Genomic DNA, 24,240 nt, shown 5'->3' with positions numbered 1-24,240 from the left:
AACCCGTGCTCATGTCACGGATAAAGTCATTGTCAACGGATAAGCGAGAATGCGGTGGCCGCACATGCGCAGGCTCTGCATCTGACGAGTGTCAAAAGCGGGGTGCGGAACAGAGTCCTACTGCACGTCGGGAATGTTCACGCCGTTGGCAATGAGCAATTCGCGTAGCTTGACGGGATTCTGGAAGCGAACGCCACGGATGCCTGCAGCGTTCGAGCCAACGATGTTCATGGCCTTGTCGTCAATGAACAGAGCGCCATCTGCCTTGATGCCGAACTCCTTCAGCGCCGCATCATAGATTTCCTTATGGGGTTTGCGCAGCTTAACAAAACCGGAGACCAGCTTGCCATCCAGCTTCTGCAGGATGTCACACTGTTCCTCGGCCACATGGAACAGGCTGGCCTCCCAGTTGCTCAGTCCCCATACTCCGATGCCGGCAGCCTTGAGGTCGTCGACCAGCACGCGCGCGCCGGGCACAATGCCGGTCAGGGAATCGCGGAAGTTCTTGATGTAATAGTCGAGGATGTCGGCCCACTTGTCGCCCTTGCGCTCGCGCATAATAGCGATGGCCTCCTCGGTGCTGGTGCCGCCGTCCATGAGGTCGTTGACATCGTAGAAACCGGAGATGTCGTTATCGAGAAATGCGTCGATGGTCTTCTGGCTGTAACGGGGGATAAGCACTGCGGCCGGATCCCAGTAGATCAGTACATTGCCGAAGTCGAAAATCACGTCAGTGATTGGTTTGCCGGCGTTCGTGGCAGCTTCGCCGTCTGCAACCAGCACATTGTAATCCATATCCGGCTCTCCGGGCCAACCCTTCATGGTTCCTCCTCCGTTTTGAGGTTGTTGTTCTGTAATCATCGTTTCACGTGTTGGAGACGATTTGGTTTTTGGGCCTCCCCTCAGTCTGCCGTCACAGACAGCTCGTCCTGCAATTATGGACGGGTCTTGCCCGAGACCTTCTGGCTCGACTATCGTCTCGCCTCCGCCTACAAACAGCCCGCTGGGCTGTTTGCTTTAGGCTCAGCCTCCAGAGGGGAGCCAGAGAGACGTTGACACGGGAAACCTAGATCAGGTCTTTAGGATCAATACGGAATCGGAGTTCGCCGGGTTCCCGAGAGGCCACATGACGGGCGGTTTCCCGGTGAAGACGAATGGCCAGCTCAGCTCGCTGGCTTTGCGGCACACGTACCACGGCTTTCACCCGGTCGGCCGTGGCTTCGAGCTCCCGCGCATCGACGGTATCGGGCTGAGCAATCGGCACCGGTCCCAGCATGCCCGGCAACTCGCCGCATACCGCCCAGTCTCCTCCGAGCGCGCCAATGCGCTGCATCAGCGTCATCACCGCATCGCGTCGTCCCCACACACAGGCCGCGGCCACAGTCGGCGGCATACCGGTTTCCATGCGCTCGTCCAGATCCTTGGATGCCAAAATTCGCGAATCCCACATCATCAACGATTGAGCGATGGCCGGATCGGTCTCTCCCAATATCAGCGCCTGCCCGCCTCGAGAGCGAGGCGCGCACAGCGAAACCGCCCGCATCCAAGCCGTCAACGTATCCAAGCGTGCATCTACACCCAGTGCATACAGACTGGTCCAAGCATCAAGAATCGCCACGGCGCGGTATTCGTGGCCAGCCGCCCCCCGCTCATTGCTCACCGGGCGCACACGCGGCTCGAAACCCGGCGTGGCAATCACAATCATCGGCTTGCATGGCACATCGCGGACCAATCCCTGAGCCTTGCTGGACAACACCATCGGCACGCCGCGGAACAGTCCAGCCAATTCAGCAGCCGTGCCGGCCGCCCCCACACGTACCACACGCATGCGTTCATGCCCACAGCCGGGACATGCCCAATGAATGGCCGCAGCGCCGCACCATTGGCACCGAGGCACGGATTCGCTTCTATCTGCCGGCAATTGCAGCGGACCGGAACATTTTGCGCAGCGTGCCTGACGGTGGCATTTCGCGCAGCTCAATGCTTCACTGGTACTGTCCTGAGGAATCGAGAGCAGCACGGGGCCGCTTTCCAACGCTTTGCTGAGCGCACGCACAGCCGTATGAGGCACACGAGCGCCGATGGTCGCATCCGCCAAACGAGCTAGCTCGTCGCGATTCAGCCAGCGAACCCACGGCGTCGCATCTTTCAGCGGTGAGGCGAGCGGATGGATTGCCGTGGAATAGCCACTCACCGGCGTCTCCACCGTGTCTGGGCCAGTGTTCTCCCACTGACTCTGCACTGTGCGTGCATTGGACATCGCCACGAATACGCCGCCGTGTGATTTGGCGCGCAGCCGCATCACGCCGCGTGCCTGCGGATACGGCATCATGCCGTCCATGTTTTGATAGGCGGCATCTTCCAATATGGCGAACAGAGCAGGACCTTCAACCGGCGCATACATCACCGCGCGGGTGCCGATAATCACCTTTACCTGTCCTAATGCCACGGCCAAATACGCACGGTATCGGTCCGCCGCAGGCATTTGAGCATTCAGCACTGCGACATCGCCTATCCAGCCGCCGGAAGGCGTGGGGGAGAACGGTTTGAGCCCGTAGTTGCGCAGAACCGGTAGCAGATCCTCGACTTCCCGCATGGTGGGAAGCTCTACCACGGCTGATTTGCCGGCACTGAGCGAGGTGGCCGCCATCCATGCCATATTCCGTTGCCATTCCTGGGCTCCGGGCAGCGAATCGAAAACAAAGGATTGGAACCGTTGCCCGTGCAGGGCATCGTTCAACACATTGGCCTCACCATAATTGGCGGCGATGCGACGATATCCTTGTGCGGCGCCCTCTGATACCGAATCGGCCACCTCAAACGAGGAACCGGATGGGCGGGTGCCATCCGGCAGGGTGCCGCGGCCGGCAAACCCTCCTTGTATGTTATCTGGCAGCGATCCGCCAACTGGGCGCTGGAACGATGCGGTCAGCCGCTGTTCGGTCTCCACTTTGGACACGCGCGGCGGCACGGCAAAACGCAGAATATTGGCCCGAGTGCCGCCATAGGCATTGGCTATAAGCCCGATATCCTCGCGCATCGAAGCGGGGACTAGCACGTCAGGACTCAGCACTCGCTCGATATAGCGAATTGAAGAGCGCGGTGTATCGCTAGTGGATGTACGCGACCAAATCACGCCACTGACTCGCTGGACACCGAACCGCACGCGCACCAGAACGCCGGGTTGCGCGGCATCACTGTCTTTCTCGTCGATGAAGTAGTCGAATGTCTGACCAAGATGCAGCGCCTGCACATCAAGCACCACTTGTGCAATGGGATCATGCTCGGCGGGCGTGTGCTCCGCGGGCGCACGTTTGCGCCGCTTGCGCGGGGCCAACCCGTCAAGCGTGAGCTGCTGTGCGTCCGATGTAGTCATGTCTCAACTATAAGGGCCTCAGCCAATACCGGTAATTATCTACCGGTCTACCGGCGCAGATAGTCGAGTACGTGCATCAGGTCGCGGTCGTTGATAGCCTCATCGGCGGCGAGCTGGGTCTTCGGCTTGGCGCAGAAAGCAATACCCAGACTGGCGGCCTGAATCATCGGAATATCATTCGCGCCATCACCCACGGCCACGGTCTGGCTCATCGGAATATCCAGCTGCTTGGCCCACTTCCGCAGCGCATGCAGTTTCACGGTCTTGCAGACAATCTCGCCCAACACCTTGCCGGTCAAGCGCCCATCGGCAACTTCAAGACGGTTCGCAATCCAATAATCGATATGCCCCTCGGCGGCCAGCTTGTCGACCACCTCATGGAAGCCGCCGGACACCACGCCGACCTTCCAGCCATGCGCATGCAGCGTGTCAATCAGCTCCAGCGCGCCTTTGGTGAAATGCAGCTTGTCATGCACGGTGTCGAACACGGAGACCGGCAAACCCTCAAGCAATGCCACACGGGCCCGCAACGCGTCGCAGAACTCCAACTCGCCACGCATCGCGCGTTCGGTCACCTTCGCGATTTCCTCACCGGATCCGGCGGCCTCGCCCAACTCATCAATAACCTCTTCGTCGATGAGCGTGGAGTCCACATCCATCACCAGCAGACCGGGCTCAGCCAGCGTCGGTACGGAATCGGCGGAACCGCCCAAAGCCCCAACTTCGCTTTCGGCGGACTTGTCAATAAAATGCACATCTTCTTGCGTCATGCTTTCGATTCTCGAAAAACCTTGAGACAATGCCCTCTATGAGTTTTTCTATGGAGCTTGCCACTGCACTCGCGGCTAACCCCACACCCATCTGCACCACGTCCGAAGGCGGCCTGATCGGCACCATCACTGAATGGCTCATCACCCTGATGGAAACCATCGGCGGCGTCGGCGTGGCTCTGGCCATCGCCCTCGAATCGGTGTTCCCGCCCATCCCTTCCGAAGTGATTCTGCCGCTCGCAGGCTTCACCGCGGCCCGCGGCACGCTGAGTCTGCCCGGCGCGATCATCTGGGCCACCATTGGCTCTTTGCTGGGTGCATGGACGCTGTATGGCATTTCCCGTTGGGTGGGCTTGCATCGCATCAACCGTGCGGCGGACAAGATTCCAGGCGTCAGCCGCAAGGATGTGAGCAAGGCCAACGATTGGTTCACCAGGTACGGCACATGGTCGGTGCTCATCGGCCGCGTGATTCCCGTGGTGCGCTCGCTGATTTCCATTCCCGCCGGCTTCAACCGTATGAATTTCCTGCAGTTCACCGGCTGGACCCTGCTCGGATCGGCCGTATGGAACACCATCTTGGTGTCCGCAGGTTATCTGCTCGGAGACCAATGGTGCTCGATTCAAGGTGCGCTCGGTGTGTTCGAAGACGTGGTCATCGTGGCCGTGGTTGTGGTCATCGTATGGTTCGCGGTGAAAAAAGTGCGTACTGTGGTGCGTAACAGGAAAGCACAGCATGGCGAATAACGCCAAGCCCGCATAAGGGTTCGGATGGTTCCGATAGGGGAGTGAAGGCATATATGGGAGAAGCCGAAAATCTTGCCGAGCTGAACGACCGGCTTATGGCCAAGAACCATGCGCTCGCCGAAGCTCTGAACCGTGCCGGCAAAGAGCTCACCAAAGCCAAATCGCAGCTGGCGCAACTCGCACAGCCGCCGCTCACCTTCGCCACGATGGTCAAAATCGATTCGACCCACACCGATGAGAACGGCGTACAGCATGCCAGCGCAGAGGTGATTTCCGGTACTCGACGCATAGTCGTGCCCGTGGCCGCGAACGTCAACGCGTCTCGTCTCGCCGCTGGTTCCACTGTTGTGCTCAACGAGAAGCTCGTGCTGGTCGAACAGCGCGATGCCGACACTGTGGGCCAGATTCGCGTAGTCAAGCAAATACTCGATGACGGACGTCTGATCGTTGTCGATGCTTCCGGCAATCCCGTGTTGGTGCGTCGTTCCAGCGCACTCAGTTTGACCGCCATCAGTCAAGGCGATCGCATTATCGTCGATCCGTCCGTGCGTCTCGCCATCGAACTGCTGCCCAATGAGAGTGACCGGGATCTGGTGTTGGAAGAGACTCCAGACGTCACCTTTGCCGACATCGGCGGTTTGGACAGCGAGATCGTCCGCATCAGGGATGCCGTGCAGCTGCCGTTCCAGCATCGCGCGCTATTTGAGCGCTATGATTTGAAGCCGCCGAAGGGCGTATTGCTCTACGGGCCTCCCGGCAATGGCAAAACGATGATTGCCAAAGCCGTGGCCAATGCCTTGTGCGAAGGCGGCTGTGACATGGATGGCGATGGCTCTATCAACGGCAGAGAGCAGCAGGTCAAAGGCGTATTTCTGTCCGTCAAAGGGCCTGAACTGCTCAACAAGTACGTCGGTGAATCCGAGCGTCTGATTCGTTTGATTTTTCAACGCGCCCGCGAACGCGCCGCCGAAGGCAAGCTGGTGGTCGTATTCATCGACGAGATGGACTCGCTGCTGAGAACCCGCGGCTCCGGTGTATCCTCCGACGTGGAAACCACCATCGTGCCACAGTTCCTTTCCGAACTCGACGGCGTGGAATCGCTCGATAATGTGATGGTGATTGGCGCATCCAATCGCGTGGACATGATCGATCCCGCCGTGCTGCGCCCGGGCCGTCTTGACGTGAAGATTCGTATAGACCGGCCTTCCGGCGAGGCAGCCGCCTCCATCGTGCGTCATTACCTGACTGATGACCTGCCGCTGGAACAGGGTCTGGATGCCGATGCGCTCTCCCGCGTACTTGTGCGAGATATCTATACACGTTCCGAGCGCCGGCATCTCGCTGACGTGCGTGACGAGCGCGGCACGTGGAATGCGCTGTTCCTGGCCGACGTGGTTTCCGGCGCGAGCCTCAAGAATATCGTTGACCGTGCGAAGACCCACGCGGTTAAAGCATCGATTGCATCAGGCAAGGATGTGGCTCTTGATGCCACGCTGCTTGGCCGTGCGGTCGAAGATGAGTTTGCTGAGACTCGCGATTCGCTGCTTGACGCCGATCCGGTGCAATGGGCGCGTGTCAATGGTTTCGACGCTGGACGAGTCACTGCAATCCGTGCAGTAGGGTGTTGAATCAGCCGTGCGGCTGCGTCATAGCCATAAGTCAGCCGCACAACGGAATGAGCGCATACCTATTCGGCGACCGCCGGAATCGGCACTCCGGCATCGATAAGCGTCTCTCGCAGCCCGCGCTCGTCGTGGAAACGGATGCAGCGAATCCCCGCACGGTTCGCGCCGATCACATTGGACGCCCTGTCGTCAACAAACACGGTTGTCTCGGCATCAATGCCAAAGGACTCCAACGCTTTCATATAGATGGCCGTATCGGGCTTGCGCATATGGACCTCACTGGAAATGACGCGTCCATTCAGCATGCGCAGAATCTCATAGGCGTTCTCGGCCTCGCCAATGGTCTCCCGTTGCCAATTCGACAATCCCCATACACCAAGGCCGGCGGTCTTGATGTCATGCACCAGTACGCGCATGCCGGGAATGGTGCCGGTAAGTGAGTCCAAGAAATTATCGAAATAGTAGGCAAGCATCTCAGCCCAGCGTTCACCATGAGTCTCACGTATCCACGCAATGCCCTCGGCCGGGCTGGCTCCCGCATCCATCCTGTCGCAGGCGTCGTAAAAGCCGGATATGTCATTGTCGAGAAAATCCTCGATACGCTTCTCGCTGTAGCGCGGCATGAACAGCGCCTGCGGATCCCAATCGACGAGTACATTGCCGAAATCAAAGATGACGTTGGCGATCGGCTGCCTGGCATGAGCCGCAGCGGAGTCATAGGCGATCACTTCATTGAACGGTATATTCAGCTCCGATTCTCCAGGCCAACCCTTCATCGTGTTTCCTTTCATGAGATTCATGAGACCTATTGAACAGGCATCAGGTGCAAAGGCGGAAAACCGCCCTCAACTCTCATATTAGGTTCGTGCGGCAGCGCTACTCGGAGCGGCTGATGGTCTGATGTCCGTTGTCTACGGACAGGAGGCAGTGTCCGTAGACAACGGACAACAGTTTGTCCGTAGAACGGCAGTCCGCCTCCGTGTTCCCCTTACATTGGAATATGTCAAGGAGGCAAGGCAATGGCGACTGGCTACAATAAATCACTGCTCAACTACCTGTTGAACCGCCGTGATTTCGTTCCCGGAACGGAGCTGTCCGCGGTACTTGGCGTGTCGACCAAAACCGTGTCACGTATCGTCAAGCATGTCAACGAACAGTCCACGAATGGCATGATCATCGAATCGCAGCGCGGTCGCGGCTATCGCCTCAACTCCTCCAATTACTTCGCCCAGCGAGACCTCAACGCGGAAGCCGGCAAGCCCGGTGTGCTGAGCTCGGTGGAACGCCGCGACGAGATCATCAAGCGTCTGCTCATCACCGCTCCGCAGCAGTACCGCATCAATGATCTGTGGGGCAAGTTCTACATCAGCGAATCCGCTATCGCGGTGGATGTGCGCACCTTGCGTAGCATGCTTGCCAAGTTCGATTTGGATCTTGCCCGCAGCGCCGATGTCATTTGGGTGTCCGGTACCGAAACCGACATCCGTCGTGCGATGGCCAGCCTGCTGGTCACCGATGATGACATCGCCAACGGTCAGTTCATGCACGCTGACCATACGGTGCAGCAGCGTGACGTGGCATTCGTCTCTCACCAGCTTGACCTCATCGAGGACCTCACCCACGCACAGGTTCCTTACCCGTACAGCGTGAACCTGTTCACCCACCTGTACATTCTCATCGAACGTTTCCGCGGCGTCGGGGCATTGATCGACGAAGGCGAGCAGGGCAACGCTGACGAAGCGCTGATGGAGCACCATCAGGAGATCACGCAGGTCTGCGAGAAGGTCATCGGCAACTTCGACGTCTACCTCGGCTCCGCACTGCCGCGTATCGAGGTCTACTACCTGTACCAGTACCTCACTTCCTCGCGCATCGACTTCGCTCAGCTCGACCCGCACGAGATCCCCGATGACGTGCGCGAGTTGACTTATGAACTCATCGATCATGTCGCCGAAGACCCGGCCTTCCGCACCATCGACAAGCAGGCGCTGTTCGCTCACCTGTCGCTGCATATGAAGCCGCTGATGAACCGCTTGCGCAACAACATTCGTGTGGCCAACAATCTGCTCGAGCAAATCAAGCTTGAATACCCGTACCTGTTCAGCAAGGTGAGCGATGCCTGCCGCGAGCTGGAGCGCCGCCATGGGCTTGCCCGCATCGACGATGAGGAGCTTGGTTTCATCACCGTGCATTTCGCGCAGGCCGTGGAGCGTGCTCCGATGCCGCTCAACCTGCTACTGGTATGCACAACGGGCCTGGGCACCGCGCAGCTATTGCAGGCCAAGATCGCCAAGCGCTTTTCCGGGTTCAACATTGTGGAAACGGTGTCGTCGCGCAATCTGGCACAAACGCTCGCCAAATACTCGGATATCGATCTGGTCGTTTCCACCGTCCGCCTGCCGGATGAAGTCGCAGCGCCCACGTTGGTGGTGTCCGCGATGCTCACCACCGAGGATCAGGACCGTCTCGAACAGGAAGCCAACCGCATCCGCAGGGAGGCGATGGGACGATGAAACGACTCATGGTATGGGAGCCGGCATTGGCCGCCAACGACAAGCACACGCTTATCTCCAGCGTGGCTGAGTCTCTTGCCCAGCAAGGCGTGGTGTCATTCGGCGAGCAAGACGCGCTGGTCGAAGCCCTTGTGGCCCGCGAAGATTTGGGCAATACGCTTATTGCCACCAACACAGCGATTCCGCACGCCACATGCCCGGCGGTTACTGAAGGCGCGTTCGTCTACGTCAAACTCGCCGAACCGCTTCTCGATTGGAGTGAAGGCGCGGCAGTGGATCGGTTCGTGTTCACCGTGGTGCCCGAACAGCCGAGCGCGGACGATGGGGAAGCCGTGAAACGCTTCTTCACCTCACTGGCCGACGATGCGGTGCTGAACGTGTTCAGTACCGGCAGCCAAGAGTCAGTAACCCAGATTTTCCAATAGGAACCAAACGATTTTTTTCAACAACTAGGAGAAAGGAACCACAGTGGCAGACACCGCAACCCTTACCCTCAACGACGTTCTCGATCGCAACACGATTCTCACTGACGTCAAGGTCGAGACCAAGGAAGATGTGTTCCGCACGCTCGCCGAGCGCTTGTTTGAACAAGGATACGTTTCTTCCGTCGATGACTTCCTCGATGCACTGCACAAGCGCGAGGAGGAAGGCGCCACCGGCATCGGCAATCACATTGCCATCCCTCACGGCCGTAGCGAGACTGTGACCCGCAACGGCGTCGCCATCGCGATTCTCGATCATGAGATCGAGTGGGAATCCTTGGATGACACCGGCGCCAAGCTGGTGGTCATGTTCACCGTCGGTGCCTCCGGCGATGGCGCGAACGATCATCTGAAGCTGCTCTCGATGTTCGCCCGCAAGATGGCCCAGCAGCAAGTCGTTGACGCGCTGCTTAAAGCCAAGGATGCCGACGAGGTCATCGCCGCGTTCCAAGACTGAACCGTTTCTCGAACCAATAGCAACCAATAAACACAACAAAGGAGTACATCATGAAGATCGTCGGAGTGAGCGCCTGCACCGTTGGCATTGCGCACACCTACATGGCCCAGCAGAAGCTCGAAGATGCCGCCAAGGCCGCGGGTGATGAGGTCAAGATCGAGACCCAGGGCACCATCGGCGTCGAGAACGAGCTGACCGCCCAGGACATCGCCGACGCGGACATTGTGATTCTCGCCATCGATATCAAGATCGCCAACGAAGAGCGCTTTGCCGGCAAGAAGGTCGTCAAGGTCTCCACCGAGACCGCGATCAAGGCTCCGAACAAGCTCATCGCCAAGCTTCACGAAATCGCCGAAAAGTAATCGCTTTCCGCGCTTATAGCAATAGAGATAAGAAAACAAGGAGGAATTTCAATGAAGAATTTCTGGAAGGCTGCCAATTTTAAGGGGCACCTGCTTACCGCAATCTCGTACATGATTCCAATCGTGTGCGGTGCCGGTTTCGTCATTGCCATCGGTATGGCCTTCGGCGGTACCAGCCAGGACTCGCTTGTGATGGGCAAGTTCAACTTCCTGGAAGCGCTCGCCACCCTCGGTGGCAAGGCCCTGGGCATGCTGCCGGTCATCATCGCCACCGGCATCGCCTTCTCCATCGCCGGTAAGCCGGGTATCGCACCGGGCTTTGTGGTGGGTCTCGCGGCCAACTCCATCTCCGCCGGTTTCATCGGCGGCATCATCGGTGGTTATGTCGCCGGCTGGATCGCCGTGGCCGTCATCAAGCTCGTGAAGGTTCCGAGCTGGGCCAAGGGCCTGATGCCTACTCTGATCGTGCCGTTCCTAGCATCACTGAGCTCCGGTCTGATCATGGTCTACATCATCGGCACCCCGGTCTCCTGGTTCACCAGCTGGCTGACCAACCTGCTGCAGTCCATGTCCGGTGCCTCCAACCTCATCTTCGGTGCTGTGATCGGTACCCTGTCCATCGTCGATTTCGGCGGCCCGATCAACAAGACCGCGTTCGCATTCGCCCTGACCCTGCAGGCTGAAGGCCTCAACGGCGCCGTCACCGCTCTGCAGCTGACCAACACCGCCACCCCGATCGGCTTCGGCTTCGCATTCCTTGTCGCCAAGCTGCTGCGCAAGAACATCTACACCCGCGAAGAGGTCGAGACCCTGAAGTCCTCCATGCCGATGGGCGTGGTCAACATCGTCGAAGGCACCATCCCGATTGTGATGAACGACCTGGTGCGTGGCATCGTGGCTGCTGGCCTCGGCGGTTGCGTTGAAGGTGCAATCCTGATGTCCCTTGCCAACGGCGAAGGCGCAACGATTCCGTTCGGTGGCTTCCTCATGCTGCCGACCATGGGCTCCAACTGGTGGGTCGGCCTGCTGGCCATCGCCGCCAACGTGGTCGTCACCGGCGTGGTCTACGCACTGATCAAGAAGGACATCCCCGCCGATCAGCTCGATGCCGTGCAGTCCTCCTCCGCCGAGGAAGAGGAGCTCGACCTCGACGACATCAAGGTCATGTGATTGGCATCGCGAGATAGCGGACACCGTTATATCGGTCAGTAACTGACCGCAATCATCACAACAGAGTAAGGCCGCGCGCCGGCCAACCGGAATCACAAGGTCTGTGGCACCGGCGCGCGGTTTCTTATGCCCAAAAACCTGGAAATATCCCGTATTACTCAAGAAAGAAGCGCAGTAATGACTCGCAAGATTCAGCTTTCACCGTCCCTGATGACCATGGATCTCGATCAATTCAAGGAGCAGATTACTTTCCTCAATGACAAGGTCAACTCCTTCCACATCGATGTGATGGACGGTCACTTCGTGCCGAACATCACCCTCTCTCCCTGGTTCGTGGAACAGGTACGCAAGATCTCCGATGTGCCGATGAGCGCCCACATGATGGTGATGGACGCCCCCTTCTGGGTCGATCGTCTCATCGAGGTCAAGTGCGACTACATCTGCTTCCCCTCCGAGGTGGCCAACGGTGTGGCTTTCTCTATGATCGACAAGATCCACGCTGCCGGTCTTAAGGCTGGCGCTGTGCTCAACCCGGAGACCTCAATCGATGTCATCAAGCCGTACATCGATCTGCTCGACAAGATCACGATCATGACCATCGACCCCGGTTTCGCTGGCCAGCGCTTCCTCGAGTCGACGCTTGACAAGATCGTCGAACTGCGTGCTCTGCGCGAGGAGAAGGGCTACAACTACGAGATTGAGATGGACGGCTCCACCAACAAGGCGCACTGGAAGATGATTTCCGATGCGAACCCGGATGTTTACGTCATCGGCCGCTCCGGTCTGTTCGGCCTGACCGACAACATCGAATCCTCTTGGAACCAGATGGTCTCCGAATACGAGGAATGCACCGGCTTCCAGTTCGACAACGGACTGTACACCACCGCCAAGTGACGCAGCGTGCGAAAAGGCACGCGCATAATCAGTCGTATATGACCCATTCCTAACCTCGTGGCTCCCGTCTTTGCTCAGGCAAGGCCGGGAGCCACGTCTATTATGGAATCCATGAGTGTGAAGCGTGTGATGGGCACCGAAACCGAATATGCGGTGTCGCTGAGCGGAGCCGGTCGTTATAACCCGGTGCAACTGTCTTTCGATGTGGTCAACGGTGCGGCAGACAGCCATAGCAAGAACATCCGATGGGATTACCGGCAGGAAGATCCGGTCAACGATGCGCGTGGCACCCGCCTTGAACGCGCTGCGGCACGCCCTGACATGCTCACCGATGCACCGCAACTGAATATCACCAACGTGATCGCCCCCAACGGCGGCCGTGTCTACGTCGACCATGCGCACCCCGAATATTCCGCACCGGAAACGACTGACCCATTCGAGGCCGTCCTCTACGATTATGCTGGCGATCTCATCATGCAAGCCGCCACCGAGCGGGCCAGCAGTCAGACCGGCACGCCTATCGAACTACATCGCAACAACGTGGACGGCAAAGGCTCCTGCTGGGGCACGCACGAGAACTATATGATGGCCCGTGCGGTTCCCTTCGATCAGGTCACTCGCCTGATGACTCTGCACTTCGTCACACGCCAGATATACGCCGGTTCCGGTCGCGTGGGAATCGGCGAGCGCAGTGAGATGCCCGGTTATCAACTGAGCCAGCGTGCCGACTATATCCACGCCAAGGTCGGATTGCAGACCACTTTTGAACGGCCGATTATCAACACGCGCGACGAATCGCACGCCACCGACGAGTATCGCCGCCTGCATGTCATCGTTGGCGATGCCAACCGCATGGATGTGCCGCAAGTGTTGAAGCTTGGCACTACGAGCATGCTGCTGTGGCTGCTCGAGCATGCTGATGAGGCCGGCTTTGATCTCAACGCTTTTCTTGACGAACTTGAGCTGGCCGATCCGGTGGAAGCCATGCACATCGTCTCACATGACCTCACGTTAGACGCTGCACTGCCGCTGGCCAATGGCGGTGAGACCACCGCCTGGCTGATTCAGCTCAAGCTGAGGCAAGCCGTTTACCAGGTCGCTGCGCTGATTGACGGCACGGACACCTCTGGGGAACCCGCATGGCCGGACAAGTCCACCACTTCCGTCATGGCGATGTGGGGGCAGGCGCTTGCCGATTGCGTCGCCATCCGTCATGCCGACGCCGATCAGCGTCTTACCATGACCGGCGAGGCCAGTCGTGTTGAATGGCTGCTCAAATGGCAACTGTTGGAAAAGTTGCGCCGAAAGATCACCGGAGCGGCAACCCCCGATGCCGCCAACGGTTGGGACGATTCTCGTCTGAAGGTCATCGATTTGAAGTGGGCCGCCCTCGATTCTCGGGATAGCGTGTTTGCCAAGCTTGAACCGCGTACCGAGCGGGTAAACGCCGCAGCCGACCTCGCACGTGCCACCACAGAGCCTCCTGAAAATACCCGCGCATGGCTGAGGGCCAAATTGGTGGAGCGCTTTGGTGCCGAAGTGGCAGCCGTCAGTTGGTCTCGCCTGACCGCACGAGACCCTAACGCGGTCGATGCCGGAGAGGCGACCGAGTTCTACGGCAATGCGGGGCATATGGCCGCGCCCGATTATCACTTGTTCTCCTTGGACATCTCCGATCCGCTCGCCTATGGCAAAGCACGTTGCGAAGCAAAGCTCAACGCAGCCGAACACGCCATCGATCTGTTGAAGGCATTGGCCATCAATGGCGAACGGTAAACTTGATGACTATGGAAGAAACACGCGAAGAGACCCCACAGGACCTGCGCAACCTGGCGCTCAAGGTCGCCGGATTGCTTGAGGAAGCCGGCCAGCACGCCCTTCACGATCAGCTCAACCCACGCAATCTCGCCCTGCCCAGTACGGACGATGGCGAACACGGCCCTCGCTATAGGCTGGAGACCGACAGCAAGATTCTGCGTTTCATGAGTTCCAGACTTGCCGACATCGCCCATTTCGACGGGTTCTGGACCACACGCCCCGCTGAAAGCCGCCCTGGTCAGCGCTATTGGTACATCGGCAAAATCGACGGTGTCATCAACTATGTGCGCCGCATGAGCGAATGGACCCTGACAGCGGCTCTCTTTGAGTTCGGACCGGATAATGAGCCCAAGCCCATTATCGGTGTGGTGCATGCGCCGGCCTTGGGCTTGACCTATTTGGCCGCCAGGGGAGCGGGAGCCGTGCGTATTCATAAGACTGCTGTCGGTGAAAAGCGCGACAAAGTCGTTCCCTCGATGACCTCCTCGCTGGACGGTTCCGTGCTGAGCTATGGCATGTCCTTCATCCCCAGCGAATCTCAGCGTGCCCTTGATGTCGCATCCGCTCTTGCGGGACAGCCGGCCGATATCAAGCGTGTCGGTCCCGCCTCGCTTGACTTGTGCAAGGTTGCGGACGGTACGTATGATGCCTACTTTGAACCCATGCTGCACGTGTGGGACATCGCGGCCATCGCCGCAGGAACCGTGGTGGTGTGGGAGGCCCAGGGTACGCTGAGCCGATGGGACGGCGAACGCATCCACTGGCGTCACGACAATGACGTAGTGGCCTCCAACGGCCTGATCATTCGCGAACTGCGGCAATACCTGCAGCGATACCCCTGGCCCGATTCCATCAACCAGCGATAAATACTTGATCTGTCTTGGGATCCTTGGCTCCCCTCTCTGAGGGGAGCTGGCTCGCGAAGCGAGACTGAGGGGAGCCCTCAAATCGAATCAATTCACAAAAGAAGGCAACATGCCACAACAATTTGAACAGTCGCAAGCCCAGCAGTCGGCGGCTCAGGAAGATGAGACGCTCGCTTCCGTGCAGCCAGACATCCAAGCTGAGGACCAGTCCGACGTACTCGACGACATTCTCAACGACATCGAATCCACTTTGGAAACCAATGCCGAGGAATACGTCAACAGCTTCGTGCAAAAAGGTGGCGAGTGATGCCTCAGCTGCGTGACAGCGGCACCCGCTCCCTGCATGCTTCGGAACCCGTGCCATCCGCTGAGATGGACGGGTTCTGCCGTATTTTCGGCGTGGAAACCGAATACGGAGTGTCCGTGACCGGTGCCAGCAAGCCGGTGGACGCCGGCCAGGTGGCCATGATCATGTTCCAGCCGGTCGTGTCCCGCTCACGTTCCACCAACACCTATCTGGATAATGGCTCACGCCTGTATCTGGATGTCGGATCCCACCCCGAATACGCCACCGCCGAGGCACGAGATCCGCGCGAGGCTCTGGCTCAGGATCTCGCCGGCGAACAGGTCATGCGCAATCTGGCTTTGAAGGCGCAGCGCAAACTGCGTGAGACTCACGGCGAGCGCGCCATGATTCACGTGTTCAAGAACAACGTCGACTCCGCCGGTCACGCTTTCGGTTGCCACGAGAACTATCTGGTCCGCCGTTTTGTGCCGTTGGAGACCATCGAGCACCAGCTGCTGCCGTTCCTCATCACCCGTCAACTGTTCACCGGCGCCGGCCGCATGACTCCGGACGGCTTCCAAATCACCCAACGTGCGGACTTCCTGGACGAAGCCGTCTCCTCGGCCACCACGCGTTCCCGTCCGATGGTCAACACGCGCGACGAACCGCACGCCGACCCCGACTCCTTCCGTCGGCTGCATGTGATCATCGGCGACTCGAACCGTTCGCAATGGGCCACATGGATGAAGCTTGCCGTGACGCACCTCGTGCTGTGCGTGATTGAAGATGCCTTCCGCAATGAAGTTCCTTCTGGATTCGAGGACTATGCCTTTGCTGACCCTGCGGCTGCCAACCGTGCCGTCAGCCGGTTCCCGGACAACTCACATGCCGAGCTGGCGCTTGAATCGGGCGAATCCGTGACTGCATTGGATTTGCAGCGCCGGTATTATGCAGCGGTCGAAGCCTTTATCACGAATCATGATGATGCCTTGGTCGGCTCGCTGCCGGTGACGGGAATCAAGACCGTCATGGGGGAGTGGCACCGTGCTCTGGACGCACTGGACCACGGTGAATACGATGCGCTCGCCGACCGTGTGGACTGGGCTGCCAAGAAGCGTCTATTCGACGCACTCAGGAACCGTCGACCGGATGTCACCTTCGCCCAGTTGGAACAGCTTGAGCTCGATTACCACGACATCGCCAATGGCCGCCTGTATGGTTCACTGACCTCTCGCAACCAGCTGCGCGAACTCTTGACGAGCAATGACGTGGCAATCGCCGTGCACAATCCGCCTACCGACACTCGTGCAGCCCTGCGTGGTCAATTCGTCAGGGCAGCGCTTGCCGCCGGAGCCCAGTTCTCCGCAGACTGGACCCACTTAACCGTGGCGGCTCCCGAACGCCGCGAAGCCGTGCTTCTCGACCCATTCGAATCCGAGCCGACCGAAGAATTCACACAGTTGATGGGAGTGCTTCCGAATGGTTCTGATGAGCCTGTGCAGGTTTAAATAGCCCCCTAATCTGCGTCGCAATACACAAAGAACCCCGACCACAATGGTCGGGGTTCTTGCTATCTCGTTGTCACTCTACGAGACTCTCGCTGCTAGCGGCAGGTCACTCGGTGACGGCCTTCTTCAGCAGGGAGCCGGCGGAGATGCGAACGCCGTAGGAAGCCGGAATGTTGATGGTCTCACCGGTGCGCGGGTTGCGGCCGGTGCGAGCAGCGCGCTTGACGCGCTCAGCGGAGAAGAGACCGGTGAGCTTCAGGCCTTCGCCGGACTTCATTGCCTCGACGAACACGTCCTGGAAAGCGTTGACGGCAGCTTCGGCCTGAGCCTTGGTCAGGTTGGACTTCTGGGCGATCTTGGAAACGAGATCAGACTTGTTGTATGCCATAAAGCATCCTTCTTGGTCAGGGGGCGGCATTTGTTGCTTTGCCCGTTCAATCAATGATAATAGCGCATGTGACTGCGAAAACCCGCATTTTATATAGGATTTATGTGTTTTTTTCGAGGGGAGGGCAAGGGCAAAAATCAGACGAGATTGTGCTTGTCCAGCCACTTCATGGCAGCTGCTCCGAGGGGGATTCTCAGCCAGTAGAACACCACACGATGCAGCAGTGTGGCAGACAATGCCACGCCCTGTGGCACGCCGACCGCCACGAATGCGAATGTCAATGCGGCTTCCACACCGCCCAGGCCGCCGGGGGTGGGAACGGCGGAACCGAGTGCGTATGCCAGCATGAACACGAAAGTCGTCTCTATGGGGTTGGAAGTATGGCCAAAAGCCTGCAACGCCGACCAGAATGCCAAGCCGGTTGTCACGTTTTGGAACAATGCGCCCAGGCAGCTGATGGTCAGTTGACGAGGCTGGGAAAGTACGTCCAGCAACTGGTTGATATAGGTCTTGGCCAGAGGTACCAGACGGCGTGTCACCAGATGTCGTAGCGGAGGAATCATCATCGCCACGGAAATCACCACGACCACTGCTCCCAGCACAATGACCAGGGTATTGGTCGGAATCGAACCGGAGAACGTGCTGCGCCCGGTGAACAGGCCAATCAGCACCAGCATGGAGAAGTAGACGGCGTAATACACCACCAGCACCGCACTCATAATCGCAGTGGCCTGGGTGTTCCGATATCCCGATTTGCGCAGGAATTGCAGATTGACGAACGAGGGCCCCACGCCTGCAGGCATTGAGACAGTGGCGAATCCACCCGCCACCTGACTCATGAACACGCCCGTATTATCGCGCTTATCACGATCTATCAAGGACCCCAGCGAAATCGACGATCCAATCCATCCGCAAACACCGAAGAGCAGCGTGACCACCGCCATCAACGGGCTGGCGTTGGACAGCGCAGTGATAATTTCTTCGGGATTGAGCTGTGTGAACACCACCACTACGGCAACGATGACCAGCAGCATGGTCAGCATCGAGCGCCAGGAGAATCGGGCAAGCGTCGCCGGTTCGGTGGATTCCACAACGTCTTCATCGGCCATGGCGTTGATACGGCTTCTCAATGCTGTGAGCAGCTGCTTATCCCAAGTGTCCAGTGCGCGTGTGGGGGAGGGCACCGCGACTTTTTGGATGAATGGCACGAGGGAGGTCAGCGTGGCGTCGCCCCAAGTCTCCCGGGCCGCTTCAATCGTCGGCTCCACGCCGATCAGCGCAGCGAACAGTGTGAGCAGCTGCACCTTATCCAGTGCGGTGTTGGCCGAGGCGGAGGCGTTGTCGCCGTTGAGCCAACCGGCAATTACTGCGGTGCCGTCCTCGAGTCGGGCAAGCGTATCGGGGGTGATGCGGCGGTGCGTGTAACCTCTGCGATTCGCCACGGACAAGTAGCGCATATACGCCACGGCATCGGCCTTGGTCAGGGTATTGAGATTGGCGGGCATTTCGATGGTATGCGCATCCAGCACCAGAATGGCGGACTCATCGGTATCGGCGATGCCATATACGATCGGAGCCGGTAGATTGATGCTGTGTAATCCCAGCAGCATGGCGAAATGATGCTGGACGGCGTCTCGCACGGAACGGTCTCGGCGAATGGACACGCTGGTGAATCGGGCCCAGTCCCACAGCTGTTTGAGATAGCCGGCGGTATGCGTCTGCGCGTCTATGACGGAGACGATGAAACGGCGATTATCCGTGGTCTCGAGATCATAAATGCGCGATCCCTCGGTCAGATCGTCGTCCAATGTGGCGGCCAAGGATTTGCCCTTGCCGTCGTCCAACTCCTGATGGCGAATCAGCGATGCCGTATCCAGACCGATGCTGTGCAATGTGGCAACAAGCTCATCGCCCCACACGCCTTTGTTTTGCGTGCCGATAAGAAAACGGATAAGCATGCCCATCGCACGGCCGGCTGCCATGGAAACCAGCATGCCGGTTACGGAGTGCCAGGAGAGGACGACCATCACTGCGGCGGTGGCGTACAGAATATTCCATCCCCACTTGACCGTGGAGCGGGTTCGACGAGGGCCTGCCGCAGTCAGGAAAGCCGCCATGCCACCATAGATGCTGGGCAGCAGAGCCGACCCGAAGGAAGTGGCGGCAGAGACCAAAGCCAGTGCCAGCGTGTAATCATGCAATCCACTAATCAGTATGGATATGGCGGCCGCCACACCATAGCCGGCAAACATAGCCAAGGCAGAGACCGCGGCCTGCAGCCATTCCCGGGCTATCAGCAATTGCGCCAGCACGATTACCACGATGACGATGGTGGCTAGCTGGGTAAGTACGGTTGAGGGAAAATCAGCCAACCAATTAATGGCTGTGGCTGCGGTATGGGCGTCGGATTCGACGCCGCGGGTCATGCCGCCAAGGTATACGGCAAACACCATGACCACCGCTGCCATGAGCAACGACAGCCCGGCGCGGGTCAGATCGCCAAAATCGCGGGTGCGGCGTGGGGCGATGTCGTCGATATAGGGTCCAGAGCCTTTGCCGGAGCTATTCATGGAAGAGTCCGACTGTTCGACGGGATAATCGGCCGACCGGCCGTCGCCAGAGGCAATCGGCCGGTCGGAGGTGAAGGAAGATGCCTCGCTCGGGCGATCTTCCGTAGTGGACTGATCCTGTTCAGTGGTCATGAAATAGCTACCTGACGCCTGTCCTTGTTCGGTTCAGTTCGATGGTGTTGGAGTGTGCGGGGTGAGCCGGGCTCAGCGATCGAAGGCGACAAGCTGGCTGGCCACGCCGGTGTAGGTGGCGGGGGTCAGAGCCTTCAAACGAGCGGCGGTTTCCGGGTCGAAGGACTGCTGGTCGATGAACTGTTCGACCTGCTCCTTGTTGATGGTGTGACCGCGCATGAGCTCCTTGACTTTCTCGTACGGCTTGTCCATGCCCGGCAGACCCCTGAGCTCGCAAGCGCGCATAGCGGTCTGAATCGGCTCGCCAAGCACTTCCCAGTTGCCGTCAAGCTCACGCTCGATGACGTGGGTGTTCGGGTGGATGGATTCGAGGCCGCCCATAAGGTTGGTCAGGGCAAGCAGCGAGTAGCCGAGTGCGGAACCGATGTTGCGCTGGGTGGTCGAATCGGTCAGATCGCGCTGCCAACGGGATTCCACCAGCGTGGCTGAGAGGGTGTCGAGCAGCGAGCAGGAGATCTCGAAGTTGGCTTCGGCGTTCTCGAAACGAATCGGGTTGACCTTGTGCGGCATGGTGGAGGAGCCGGTGGCGCCCTTGACCGGCACCTGGGCGAACACGCCACGGGAGATGTACATCCACACGTCCACGCACAGGTTGTGCATGATGCGGTTGGCGTGGGAGACGGTGGAGTAGAGCTCGGCCTGCCAGTCGTGGCTTTCGATCTGCGTGGTCAGAGGGTTCCAGGTCAGTCCCATGCGGTTGGTGACGAACTCGCGGGAGACGGCGACCCAGTCGACATCCGGGCAGGCGGCCAGATGGGCACCGAACGTGCCGGTCGCACCATTGATCTTGCCCAGGTATTCCTGATTTTCGAGGTGCTTGAGCTGGCGGTTCAGACGGTAGACGTAGACGGCGAGCTCCTTGCCGAGCGTAGTCGGCGTTGCCGGTTGGCCGTGGGTGAGGGAGAGCAGTGGCATGTCCTTGAACTCTTCGGCCTTGCTGGCAAGGTGATCGATGATGCGCTCGAACTCAGGGGTCCACACGTTCTCCATGGCGTTCTTGACGCAACGGGCGATGGCGAGGTTGTTGATGTCTTCGGACGTGCAGGCGAAGTGCACGAGGGTCTTCAGCTCATCGTTGATGTTGGTCAGCTCGGTCGGAGCCTTGTCGATCTGGTCGTCGATGTAGTACTCCACAGCCTTCACATCGTGGTGGGTGATGGCCTCGTGAGCGGCGTGCTGCTTGATGCCCTCAGCGCCGAAATCCTCGGGAATGGCACGCAGGAAGGTCTGCTCGGCTTCGGTGAACGGTTTGACGCCGTCAACGATCGGCTGGTTGCCGTTGCCCTCGAAGCCGTTGGCCAGAAGAATCATCCATTCGACTTCGACACGCATACGTTCACGGTTGAGGGCGGGTTCGCTCATGTATTCAACGAGCGGAGCGGTGGCCTTGTGGTAGCGGCCGTCAAGCGGGGTCAATGCGATTGCGGGGGAAATATCGGTAAGCTTCATAACCTCCAAGGGTACTTCCAGCCGTGAACCGAGCGGCTATACTGTGGTGTGGCGTTCCCGCCCGAGCCGCGCAGGTCAAGGAACGCCCCCCGATCCGATTACTGTGTGCGGCCCTTAAGGCAAGGAGATTACCATGCCCGAAACCGTCAATATCCATACTCTTCCCAAACGTCCAGTCGCCGTATCGTCGCTGAAATGGCAGCCGTTGGACATTGCGGTCGGCGCTACGCTGGGCGCGGCCTGCGGCGTAATCTTCTGGGGCTTCAACTTTGCCTACATGCCGATCTCCTCGGTGTTCGGTGCGATTCTTCCCGGCTTTGCCAGCATCGTGCACGCCGTCTGGTACTTCTCCGGCACCCTGGCTGTGCTGATTCTGCGTAAGCCCGGTGCGGCATTGTACGTGAACCTTATCGGCACACTGGTCGAGACGGTGATCGGCAGCCAGTTCGATTTGGGCTTCGTCATCATTTCGGCGTTGCTGCAGGGCGTGTTTGCCGAGCTTCCATTTGCCGCGACGCGTTACCGCATGTTCAATCTGCCGATTTCCATTGCGTCCGGTGCGTTGGTCGCCTTGGAATACGGCATTTATCTCATGCTGTTCCGCTATGTGGGTGTGTCGTTCGTGAGCCCGCGCGGCATCGTGCACATGATTTCGGAAATCACCGGCGGCGTGCTGATCAGCGGCGTGATGGCCTGGTATCTGATGCTCGCCATCGCCAAAACCGGCGTGCTCGACCGTCTCGCCTCCGGCCGCGCGCTCATCGAGCGTCGCGCCTGACTGGGGGATTACTCCGCATGGAGGGCTTACCGTTCTCCATGGCCTGATGCCTGTGCCCGAGACATGCGACCTTGGTAATAGCGGGTCTCCTTGAGCTCCCCGTCGATAACGTGCTGGAAGTGCGCTTCGTGGCGTTGCACGGCGGGGGAGCCAAGGTCGGAGGCATTCCGGTAAGCGGCCTGATGGTACTTGAGCCAGTGGCTGATCTCACGGCCACCGGTGGGCTCGCCGGAAACCTGTGCCGCATCATATGGGGTATGGCCTGCGATGGATACGCTTCCCGGTGTGCAGAAGCCATCTGCATCAACAGTGCTTGGCGTAGGAGCCGGTGCAGGCGTGACATGACCGCTCACCGTCAGCCAATGGGCCTTGGCCGGATTGGCGGCACCATCCAACGCGGCTACCAGTTCGTCATCGATTTCCACGCTGGTTACCCAAGTTCGTTCCGGAATCGGATGGTTCGCTATCGGCGAGCCTGCGGTCACCACATGTTGGATGTTGTACTGATCCGCCCAATCCGAGGCGATGGCCGCCGCGGCGATTCCTCCTTGCGAATGACCGATAAGGGCCACCGGTTCATCCGATTTGATGCCGGCCTGCCGCATTGCTTCGGCGACCATCCGCGCGCTGTCCGCCTTCCTGCGGCGTAAGGCATATGCGCTCATCAGCTCTATGTTCTGTTCCCAACCAAACGGGGAATCGTCTTGCCCGTCGGTTCCGGGAATCGTAACGAGCCAGGCATTCGTCCCATCGGAGCGTTTGTATCGTTGAATCGCGATGGTGCCGTATTCCAAACCGCTGTCGAGCGATATTTTTCCGAGCCGCTCCTCCGCCAGTCGCCTCAGGTTCTCCATTGATTCGGCCACCGAGCTGCTTGCCTGAACGACTTCGGCGTCGGTGTGCACCTCCTGCACAGTGAGCTGGTTCCCTTGGAAGAGATCTTTGAGCGGCCCTGAGAATACTGCGATGGTGCCGGCGCCTTTATTGACCTCATTGGTGCTTAATATGCCCTGTCCCGGCCTCACGAAGCCGAGCATCGCACCAAAACCGCTTAATACTCCCTCCTGGAACGGATAGGTGGCCGTAGACATCCACACAGGGTTCGGTTTGCCATCAATGGCCCATCCGGCCAGAAAACCACCGGCGGCTACGGCTCCCAAGCCGAGCAACGCGTATTGAGGGTACCGCTGGGTGGCGGCCTGCAACGTTTCGCTGAACACCCGTCTAGCAACCAGCTCGGCATCGGAATACAGCGAATGCGCGCGAATCAGCAGCTGTGCGGTGCTGGCAAGATCTTGACTGAACTGCCGGCACATCGCCGCATGTTCAGTGCACCGTGCTCCCACAGACGCATATGGCAGCGAGGTGTGAGCGTAGGCTATCGAAGGGTTCCCCGGTGATAGTGCGGGGCACATCGGCGCGCTGGAACGGTGTGCCTGTAATTGCAAGGCTCCCGCATCCCACGAAGCAGCACACGCTTCGAGTGCGGCGGCTTCGCTCTCCAGTGATTTGGCGATAGCCGCATATTCCTTGCGTGTGGCTGGCGCGTAGCCGGCTCCACCGTAAATGCTGGCTTCCACCTGCCAGTAATGGTTTCCGTTCGTCATGCCGACCCCCAAACCAATCGGTGGGTAGCCTCCATGTCGTCAGCCAACAGTGCGGCTTTGGACCGAAATTCGTCCAGGCGGGAGCGGAATTCCTCAGACGCCGGTCCGGCCCACGCGATGTCTTTCGAGCAGACGATAGCGGCCGCAGTGCGATCTATCGTTGCGATGGTGGAGGCTCGTTGCGTCGCAACGAGGTCACGGCTGCGTTGCACTGCCGCATGGCAGGGGCAGACTCCGTAATTGAACGGTGCCGCCGAATTGCCGGCGACACCTGCTGGTGTTGGATTGATACCGGGTATGTTCATATACCCAGCTAAAAGGATTGGAGACGCCCATGTCCAGCCGAAACGACTTATGTGGTTCCAGCTTGCCGAAAGCAGTCA

The 24,240-nt window shown here is 59.0% G+C and carries 21 protein-coding genes and 1 pseudogene; 13 read left to right on the top strand and 9 right to left on the bottom strand.

Features of this window, described 5'->3' with window-relative positions; translation table 11 throughout:
* Positions 1–117: 117 nt before the first annotated feature.
* From BBBR_RS07355 to serB, 3 genes are all read right to left on the bottom strand, one after another.
* Positions 118–822 carry an HAD family hydrolase gene (locus tag BBBR_RS07355; protein WP_003830255.1) on the bottom strand — a complete coding sequence of 235 codons (705 nt, stop codon included), beginning with the start codon at positions 820–822 and terminating at the stop codon, positions 118–120.
* A gap of 244 nt (positions 823–1,066) precedes the next feature.
* Complete coding sequence (locus BBBR_RS07350; RefSeq protein WP_003830258.1) at positions 1,067–3,376, bottom strand: primosomal protein N'; 2,310 nt, start codon at positions 3,374–3,376, stop codon at positions 1,067–1,069.
* A gap of 47 nt (positions 3,377–3,423) precedes the next feature.
* Positions 3,424–4,146, bottom strand: a complete 723-nt coding sequence (gene serB / locus BBBR_RS07345; RefSeq protein WP_003830261.1) for a phosphoserine phosphatase SerB — start codon at positions 4,144–4,146, stop codon at positions 3,424–3,426.
* A gap of 50 nt (positions 4,147–4,196) precedes the next feature.
* Here serB and BBBR_RS07340 point away from each other — a divergent pair, with 50 nt between their 5' ends.
* Complete coding sequence (locus tag BBBR_RS07340) at positions 4,197–4,892, top strand: DedA family protein (protein ID WP_003830263.1); 696 nt, start codon at positions 4,197–4,199, stop codon at positions 4,890–4,892.
* Between the two features lie 68 nt (positions 4,893–4,960).
* A pseudogene (gene arc / locus BBBR_RS07335) lies at positions 4,961–6,520 on the top strand (proteasome ATPase); the annotation flags it as partial.
* A gap of 59 nt (positions 6,521–6,579) precedes the next feature.
* Here the strand turns inward: arc and BBBR_RS07330 are convergent.
* The gene (locus BBBR_RS07330; protein ID WP_032738313.1) at positions 6,580–7,293 is read right to left on the bottom strand and encodes an HAD family hydrolase; all 714 of its coding nucleotides are present in this window, start codon (positions 7,291–7,293) and stop codon (positions 6,580–6,582) included.
* Positions 7,294–7,536: 243 nt separating this feature from the next.
* Here BBBR_RS07330 and BBBR_RS07325 point away from each other — a divergent pair, with 243 nt between their 5' ends.
* The 10 genes from BBBR_RS07325 to pafA all read left to right on the top strand — a co-directional run bounded on the left by BBBR_RS07325 (position 7,537) and on the right by pafA (position 16,873).
* The gene (locus tag BBBR_RS07325) at positions 7,537–9,030 is read left to right on the top strand and encodes a BglG family transcription antiterminator (RefSeq protein WP_003830268.1); all 1,494 of its coding nucleotides are present in this window, start codon (positions 7,537–7,539) and stop codon (positions 9,028–9,030) included.
* Positions 9,027–9,455: a PTS sugar transporter subunit IIA gene (locus tag BBBR_RS07320; RefSeq protein ID WP_003830269.1), complete on the top strand. Its 429-nt coding sequence runs from the start codon at positions 9,027–9,029 to the stop codon at positions 9,453–9,455. The genes BBBR_RS07325 and BBBR_RS07320 overlap by 4 nt, the downstream gene beginning before the upstream one ends.
* 43 nt (positions 9,456–9,498) lie before the next feature.
* A complete protein-coding gene (locus tag BBBR_RS07315; protein WP_003830270.1) occupies positions 9,499–9,969 on the top strand; it encodes a PTS sugar transporter subunit IIA in 471 nt (156 codons plus the stop codon).
* 50 nt (positions 9,970–10,019) lie between these two features.
* Positions 10,020–10,331: a PTS fructose transporter subunit IIB gene (locus BBBR_RS07310; RefSeq protein ID WP_003830271.1), complete on the top strand. Its 312-nt coding sequence runs from the start codon at positions 10,020–10,022 to the stop codon at positions 10,329–10,331.
* 51 nt (positions 10,332–10,382) lie between these two features.
* Positions 10,383–11,501 (top strand): PTS fructose transporter subunit IIC, encoded by a 1,119-nt coding sequence (locus BBBR_RS07305; RefSeq protein ID WP_003830272.1) that lies wholly within the window; start codon positions 10,383–10,385, stop codon positions 11,499–11,501.
* Positions 11,502–11,678: 177 nt separating this feature from the next.
* Positions 11,679–12,395, top strand: coding sequence for a D-allulose 6-phosphate 3-epimerase (alsE, locus tag BBBR_RS07300; protein WP_014483527.1), 717 nt, complete (start codon positions 11,679–11,681; stop codon positions 12,393–12,395).
* A gap of 111 nt (positions 12,396–12,506) precedes the next feature.
* Positions 12,507–14,171: a depupylase/deamidase Dop gene (gene dop, locus BBBR_RS07295; RefSeq protein WP_032738314.1), complete on the top strand. Its 1,665-nt coding sequence runs from the start codon at positions 12,507–12,509 to the stop codon at positions 14,169–14,171.
* 11 nt (positions 14,172–14,182) lie between these two features.
* Positions 14,183–15,079, top strand: coding sequence for an inositol monophosphatase family protein (locus BBBR_RS07290; protein ID WP_014483529.1), 897 nt, complete (start codon positions 14,183–14,185; stop codon positions 15,077–15,079).
* A 109-nt stretch (positions 15,080–15,188) separates the two neighbouring features.
* Positions 15,189–15,386: a ubiquitin-like protein Pup gene (locus tag BBBR_RS07285; protein WP_003830276.1), complete on the top strand. Its 198-nt coding sequence runs from the start codon at positions 15,189–15,191 to the stop codon at positions 15,384–15,386.
* Positions 15,386–16,873 (top strand): Pup--protein ligase, encoded by a 1,488-nt coding sequence (pafA, locus tag BBBR_RS07280; RefSeq protein ID WP_003830277.1) that lies wholly within the window; start codon positions 15,386–15,388, stop codon positions 16,871–16,873. The genes BBBR_RS07285 and pafA overlap by 1 nt, the downstream gene beginning before the upstream one ends.
* Positions 16,874–16,979: 106 nt before the next feature.
* Here the strand turns inward: pafA and BBBR_RS07275 are convergent, their stop codons facing one another.
* The 3 genes from BBBR_RS07275 to purB all read right to left on the bottom strand — a co-directional run bounded on the left by BBBR_RS07275 (position 16,980) and on the right by purB (position 21,472).
* Positions 16,980–17,261 carry an HU family DNA-binding protein gene (locus BBBR_RS07275; protein ID WP_003830278.1) on the bottom strand — a complete coding sequence of 94 codons (282 nt, stop codon included), beginning with the start codon at positions 17,259–17,261 and terminating at the stop codon, positions 16,980–16,982.
* Between the two features lie 137 nt (positions 17,262–17,398).
* Positions 17,399–19,963 carry a lysylphosphatidylglycerol synthase transmembrane domain-containing protein gene (locus BBBR_RS07270; RefSeq protein ID WP_003830279.1) on the bottom strand — a complete coding sequence of 855 codons (2,565 nt, stop codon included), beginning with the start codon at positions 19,961–19,963 and terminating at the stop codon, positions 17,399–17,401.
* A gap of 72 nt (positions 19,964–20,035) precedes the next feature.
* Positions 20,036–21,472 carry an adenylosuccinate lyase gene (gene purB / locus BBBR_RS07265; RefSeq protein WP_003830280.1) on the bottom strand — a complete coding sequence of 479 codons (1,437 nt, stop codon included), beginning with the start codon at positions 21,470–21,472 and terminating at the stop codon, positions 20,036–20,038.
* A 133-nt stretch (positions 21,473–21,605) separates the two neighbouring features.
* On the opposite strand from purB, the gene BBBR_RS07260 reads away from it, so the two are divergent.
* Positions 21,606–22,250 carry an ECF transporter S component gene (locus tag BBBR_RS07260; RefSeq protein ID WP_003830281.1) on the top strand — a complete coding sequence of 215 codons (645 nt, stop codon included), beginning with the start codon at positions 21,606–21,608 and terminating at the stop codon, positions 22,248–22,250.
* Positions 22,251–22,276: 26 nt separating this feature from the next.
* Here BBBR_RS07260 and BBBR_RS07255 read toward each other — a convergent pair whose 3' ends face one another.
* Both BBBR_RS07255 and BBBR_RS10950 read right to left on the bottom strand, forming a co-directional pair.
* Positions 22,277–23,857 carry an alpha/beta fold hydrolase gene (locus tag BBBR_RS07255; protein WP_003830282.1) on the bottom strand — a complete coding sequence of 527 codons (1,581 nt, stop codon included), beginning with the start codon at positions 23,855–23,857 and terminating at the stop codon, positions 22,277–22,279.
* Positions 23,854–24,162, bottom strand: a complete 309-nt coding sequence (locus tag BBBR_RS10950) for a hypothetical protein (RefSeq protein ID WP_003830283.1) — start codon at positions 24,160–24,162, stop codon at positions 23,854–23,856. Before BBBR_RS10950 ends, BBBR_RS07255 begins: the two co-directional genes overlap by 4 nt.
* Positions 24,163–24,240 lie beyond the last annotated feature (78 nt).

The organism is Bifidobacterium breve DSM 20213 = JCM 1192 (assembly GCF_001025175.1).
Classification (GTDB): Bacteria; Actinomycetota; Actinomycetes; order Actinomycetales; family Bifidobacteriaceae; genus Bifidobacterium; species Bifidobacterium breve.
Note: the sequence above shows the minus strand (reverse complement) of the source record. Positions and strands in the feature narration are given on the sequence as shown.

Bases quoted from the DNA above. Each gene is read 5' to 3' on its own strand.
- BBBR_RS07355 (WP_003830255.1), bottom strand. From the start codon at position 822: ATGAAGGGTTGGCCCGGAGAGCCGGATATGGATTACAATGTGCTGGTT.
- BBBR_RS07350 (WP_003830258.1), bottom strand. From the start codon at position 3,376: ATGACTACATCGGACGCACAGCAGCTCACGCTTGACGGGTTGGCCCCG.
- serB (WP_003830261.1), bottom strand. From the start codon at position 4,146: ATGACGCAAGAAGATGTGCATTTTATTGACAAGTCCGCCGAAAGCGAA.
- BBBR_RS07340 (WP_003830263.1), top strand. From the start codon at position 4,197: ATGGAGCTTGCCACTGCACTCGCGGCTAACCCCACACCCATCTGCACC.
- BBBR_RS07330 (WP_032738313.1), bottom strand. From the start codon at position 7,293: ATGAAGGGTTGGCCTGGAGAATCGGAGCTGAATATACCGTTCAATGAA.
- BBBR_RS07325 (WP_003830268.1), top strand. From the start codon at position 7,537: ATGGCGACTGGCTACAATAAATCACTGCTCAACTACCTGTTGAACCGC.
- BBBR_RS07320 (WP_003830269.1), top strand. From the start codon at position 9,027: ATGAAACGACTCATGGTATGGGAGCCGGCATTGGCCGCCAACGACAAG.
- BBBR_RS07310 (WP_003830271.1), top strand. From the start codon at position 10,020: ATGAAGATCGTCGGAGTGAGCGCCTGCACCGTTGGCATTGCGCACACC.
- BBBR_RS07305 (WP_003830272.1), top strand. From the start codon at position 10,383: ATGAAGAATTTCTGGAAGGCTGCCAATTTTAAGGGGCACCTGCTTACC.
- alsE (WP_014483527.1), top strand. From the start codon at position 11,679: ATGACTCGCAAGATTCAGCTTTCACCGTCCCTGATGACCATGGATCTC.
- dop (WP_032738314.1), top strand. From the start codon at position 12,507: ATGAGTGTGAAGCGTGTGATGGGCACCGAAACCGAATATGCGGTGTCG.
- BBBR_RS07290 (WP_014483529.1), top strand. From the start codon at position 14,183: ATGGAAGAAACACGCGAAGAGACCCCACAGGACCTGCGCAACCTGGCG.
- BBBR_RS07285 (WP_003830276.1), top strand. From the start codon at position 15,189: ATGCCACAACAATTTGAACAGTCGCAAGCCCAGCAGTCGGCGGCTCAG.
- pafA (WP_003830277.1), top strand. From the start codon at position 15,386: ATGCCTCAGCTGCGTGACAGCGGCACCCGCTCCCTGCATGCTTCGGAA.
- BBBR_RS07275 (WP_003830278.1), bottom strand. From the start codon at position 17,261: ATGGCATACAACAAGTCTGATCTCGTTTCCAAGATCGCCCAGAAGTCC.
- BBBR_RS07270 (WP_003830279.1), bottom strand. From the start codon at position 19,963: ATGACCACTGAACAGGATCAGTCCACTACGGAAGATCGCCCGAGCGAG.
- purB (WP_003830280.1), bottom strand. From the start codon at position 21,472: ATGAAGCTTACCGATATTTCCCCCGCAATCGCATTGACCCCGCTTGAC.
- BBBR_RS07260 (WP_003830281.1), top strand. From the start codon at position 21,606: ATGCCCGAAACCGTCAATATCCATACTCTTCCCAAACGTCCAGTCGCC.
- BBBR_RS07255 (WP_003830282.1), bottom strand. From the start codon at position 23,857: ATGACGAACGGAAACCATTACTGGCAGGTGGAAGCCAGCATTTACGGT.
- BBBR_RS10950 (WP_003830283.1), bottom strand. From the start codon at position 24,162: ATGAACATACCCGGTATCAATCCAACACCAGCAGGTGTCGCCGGCAAT.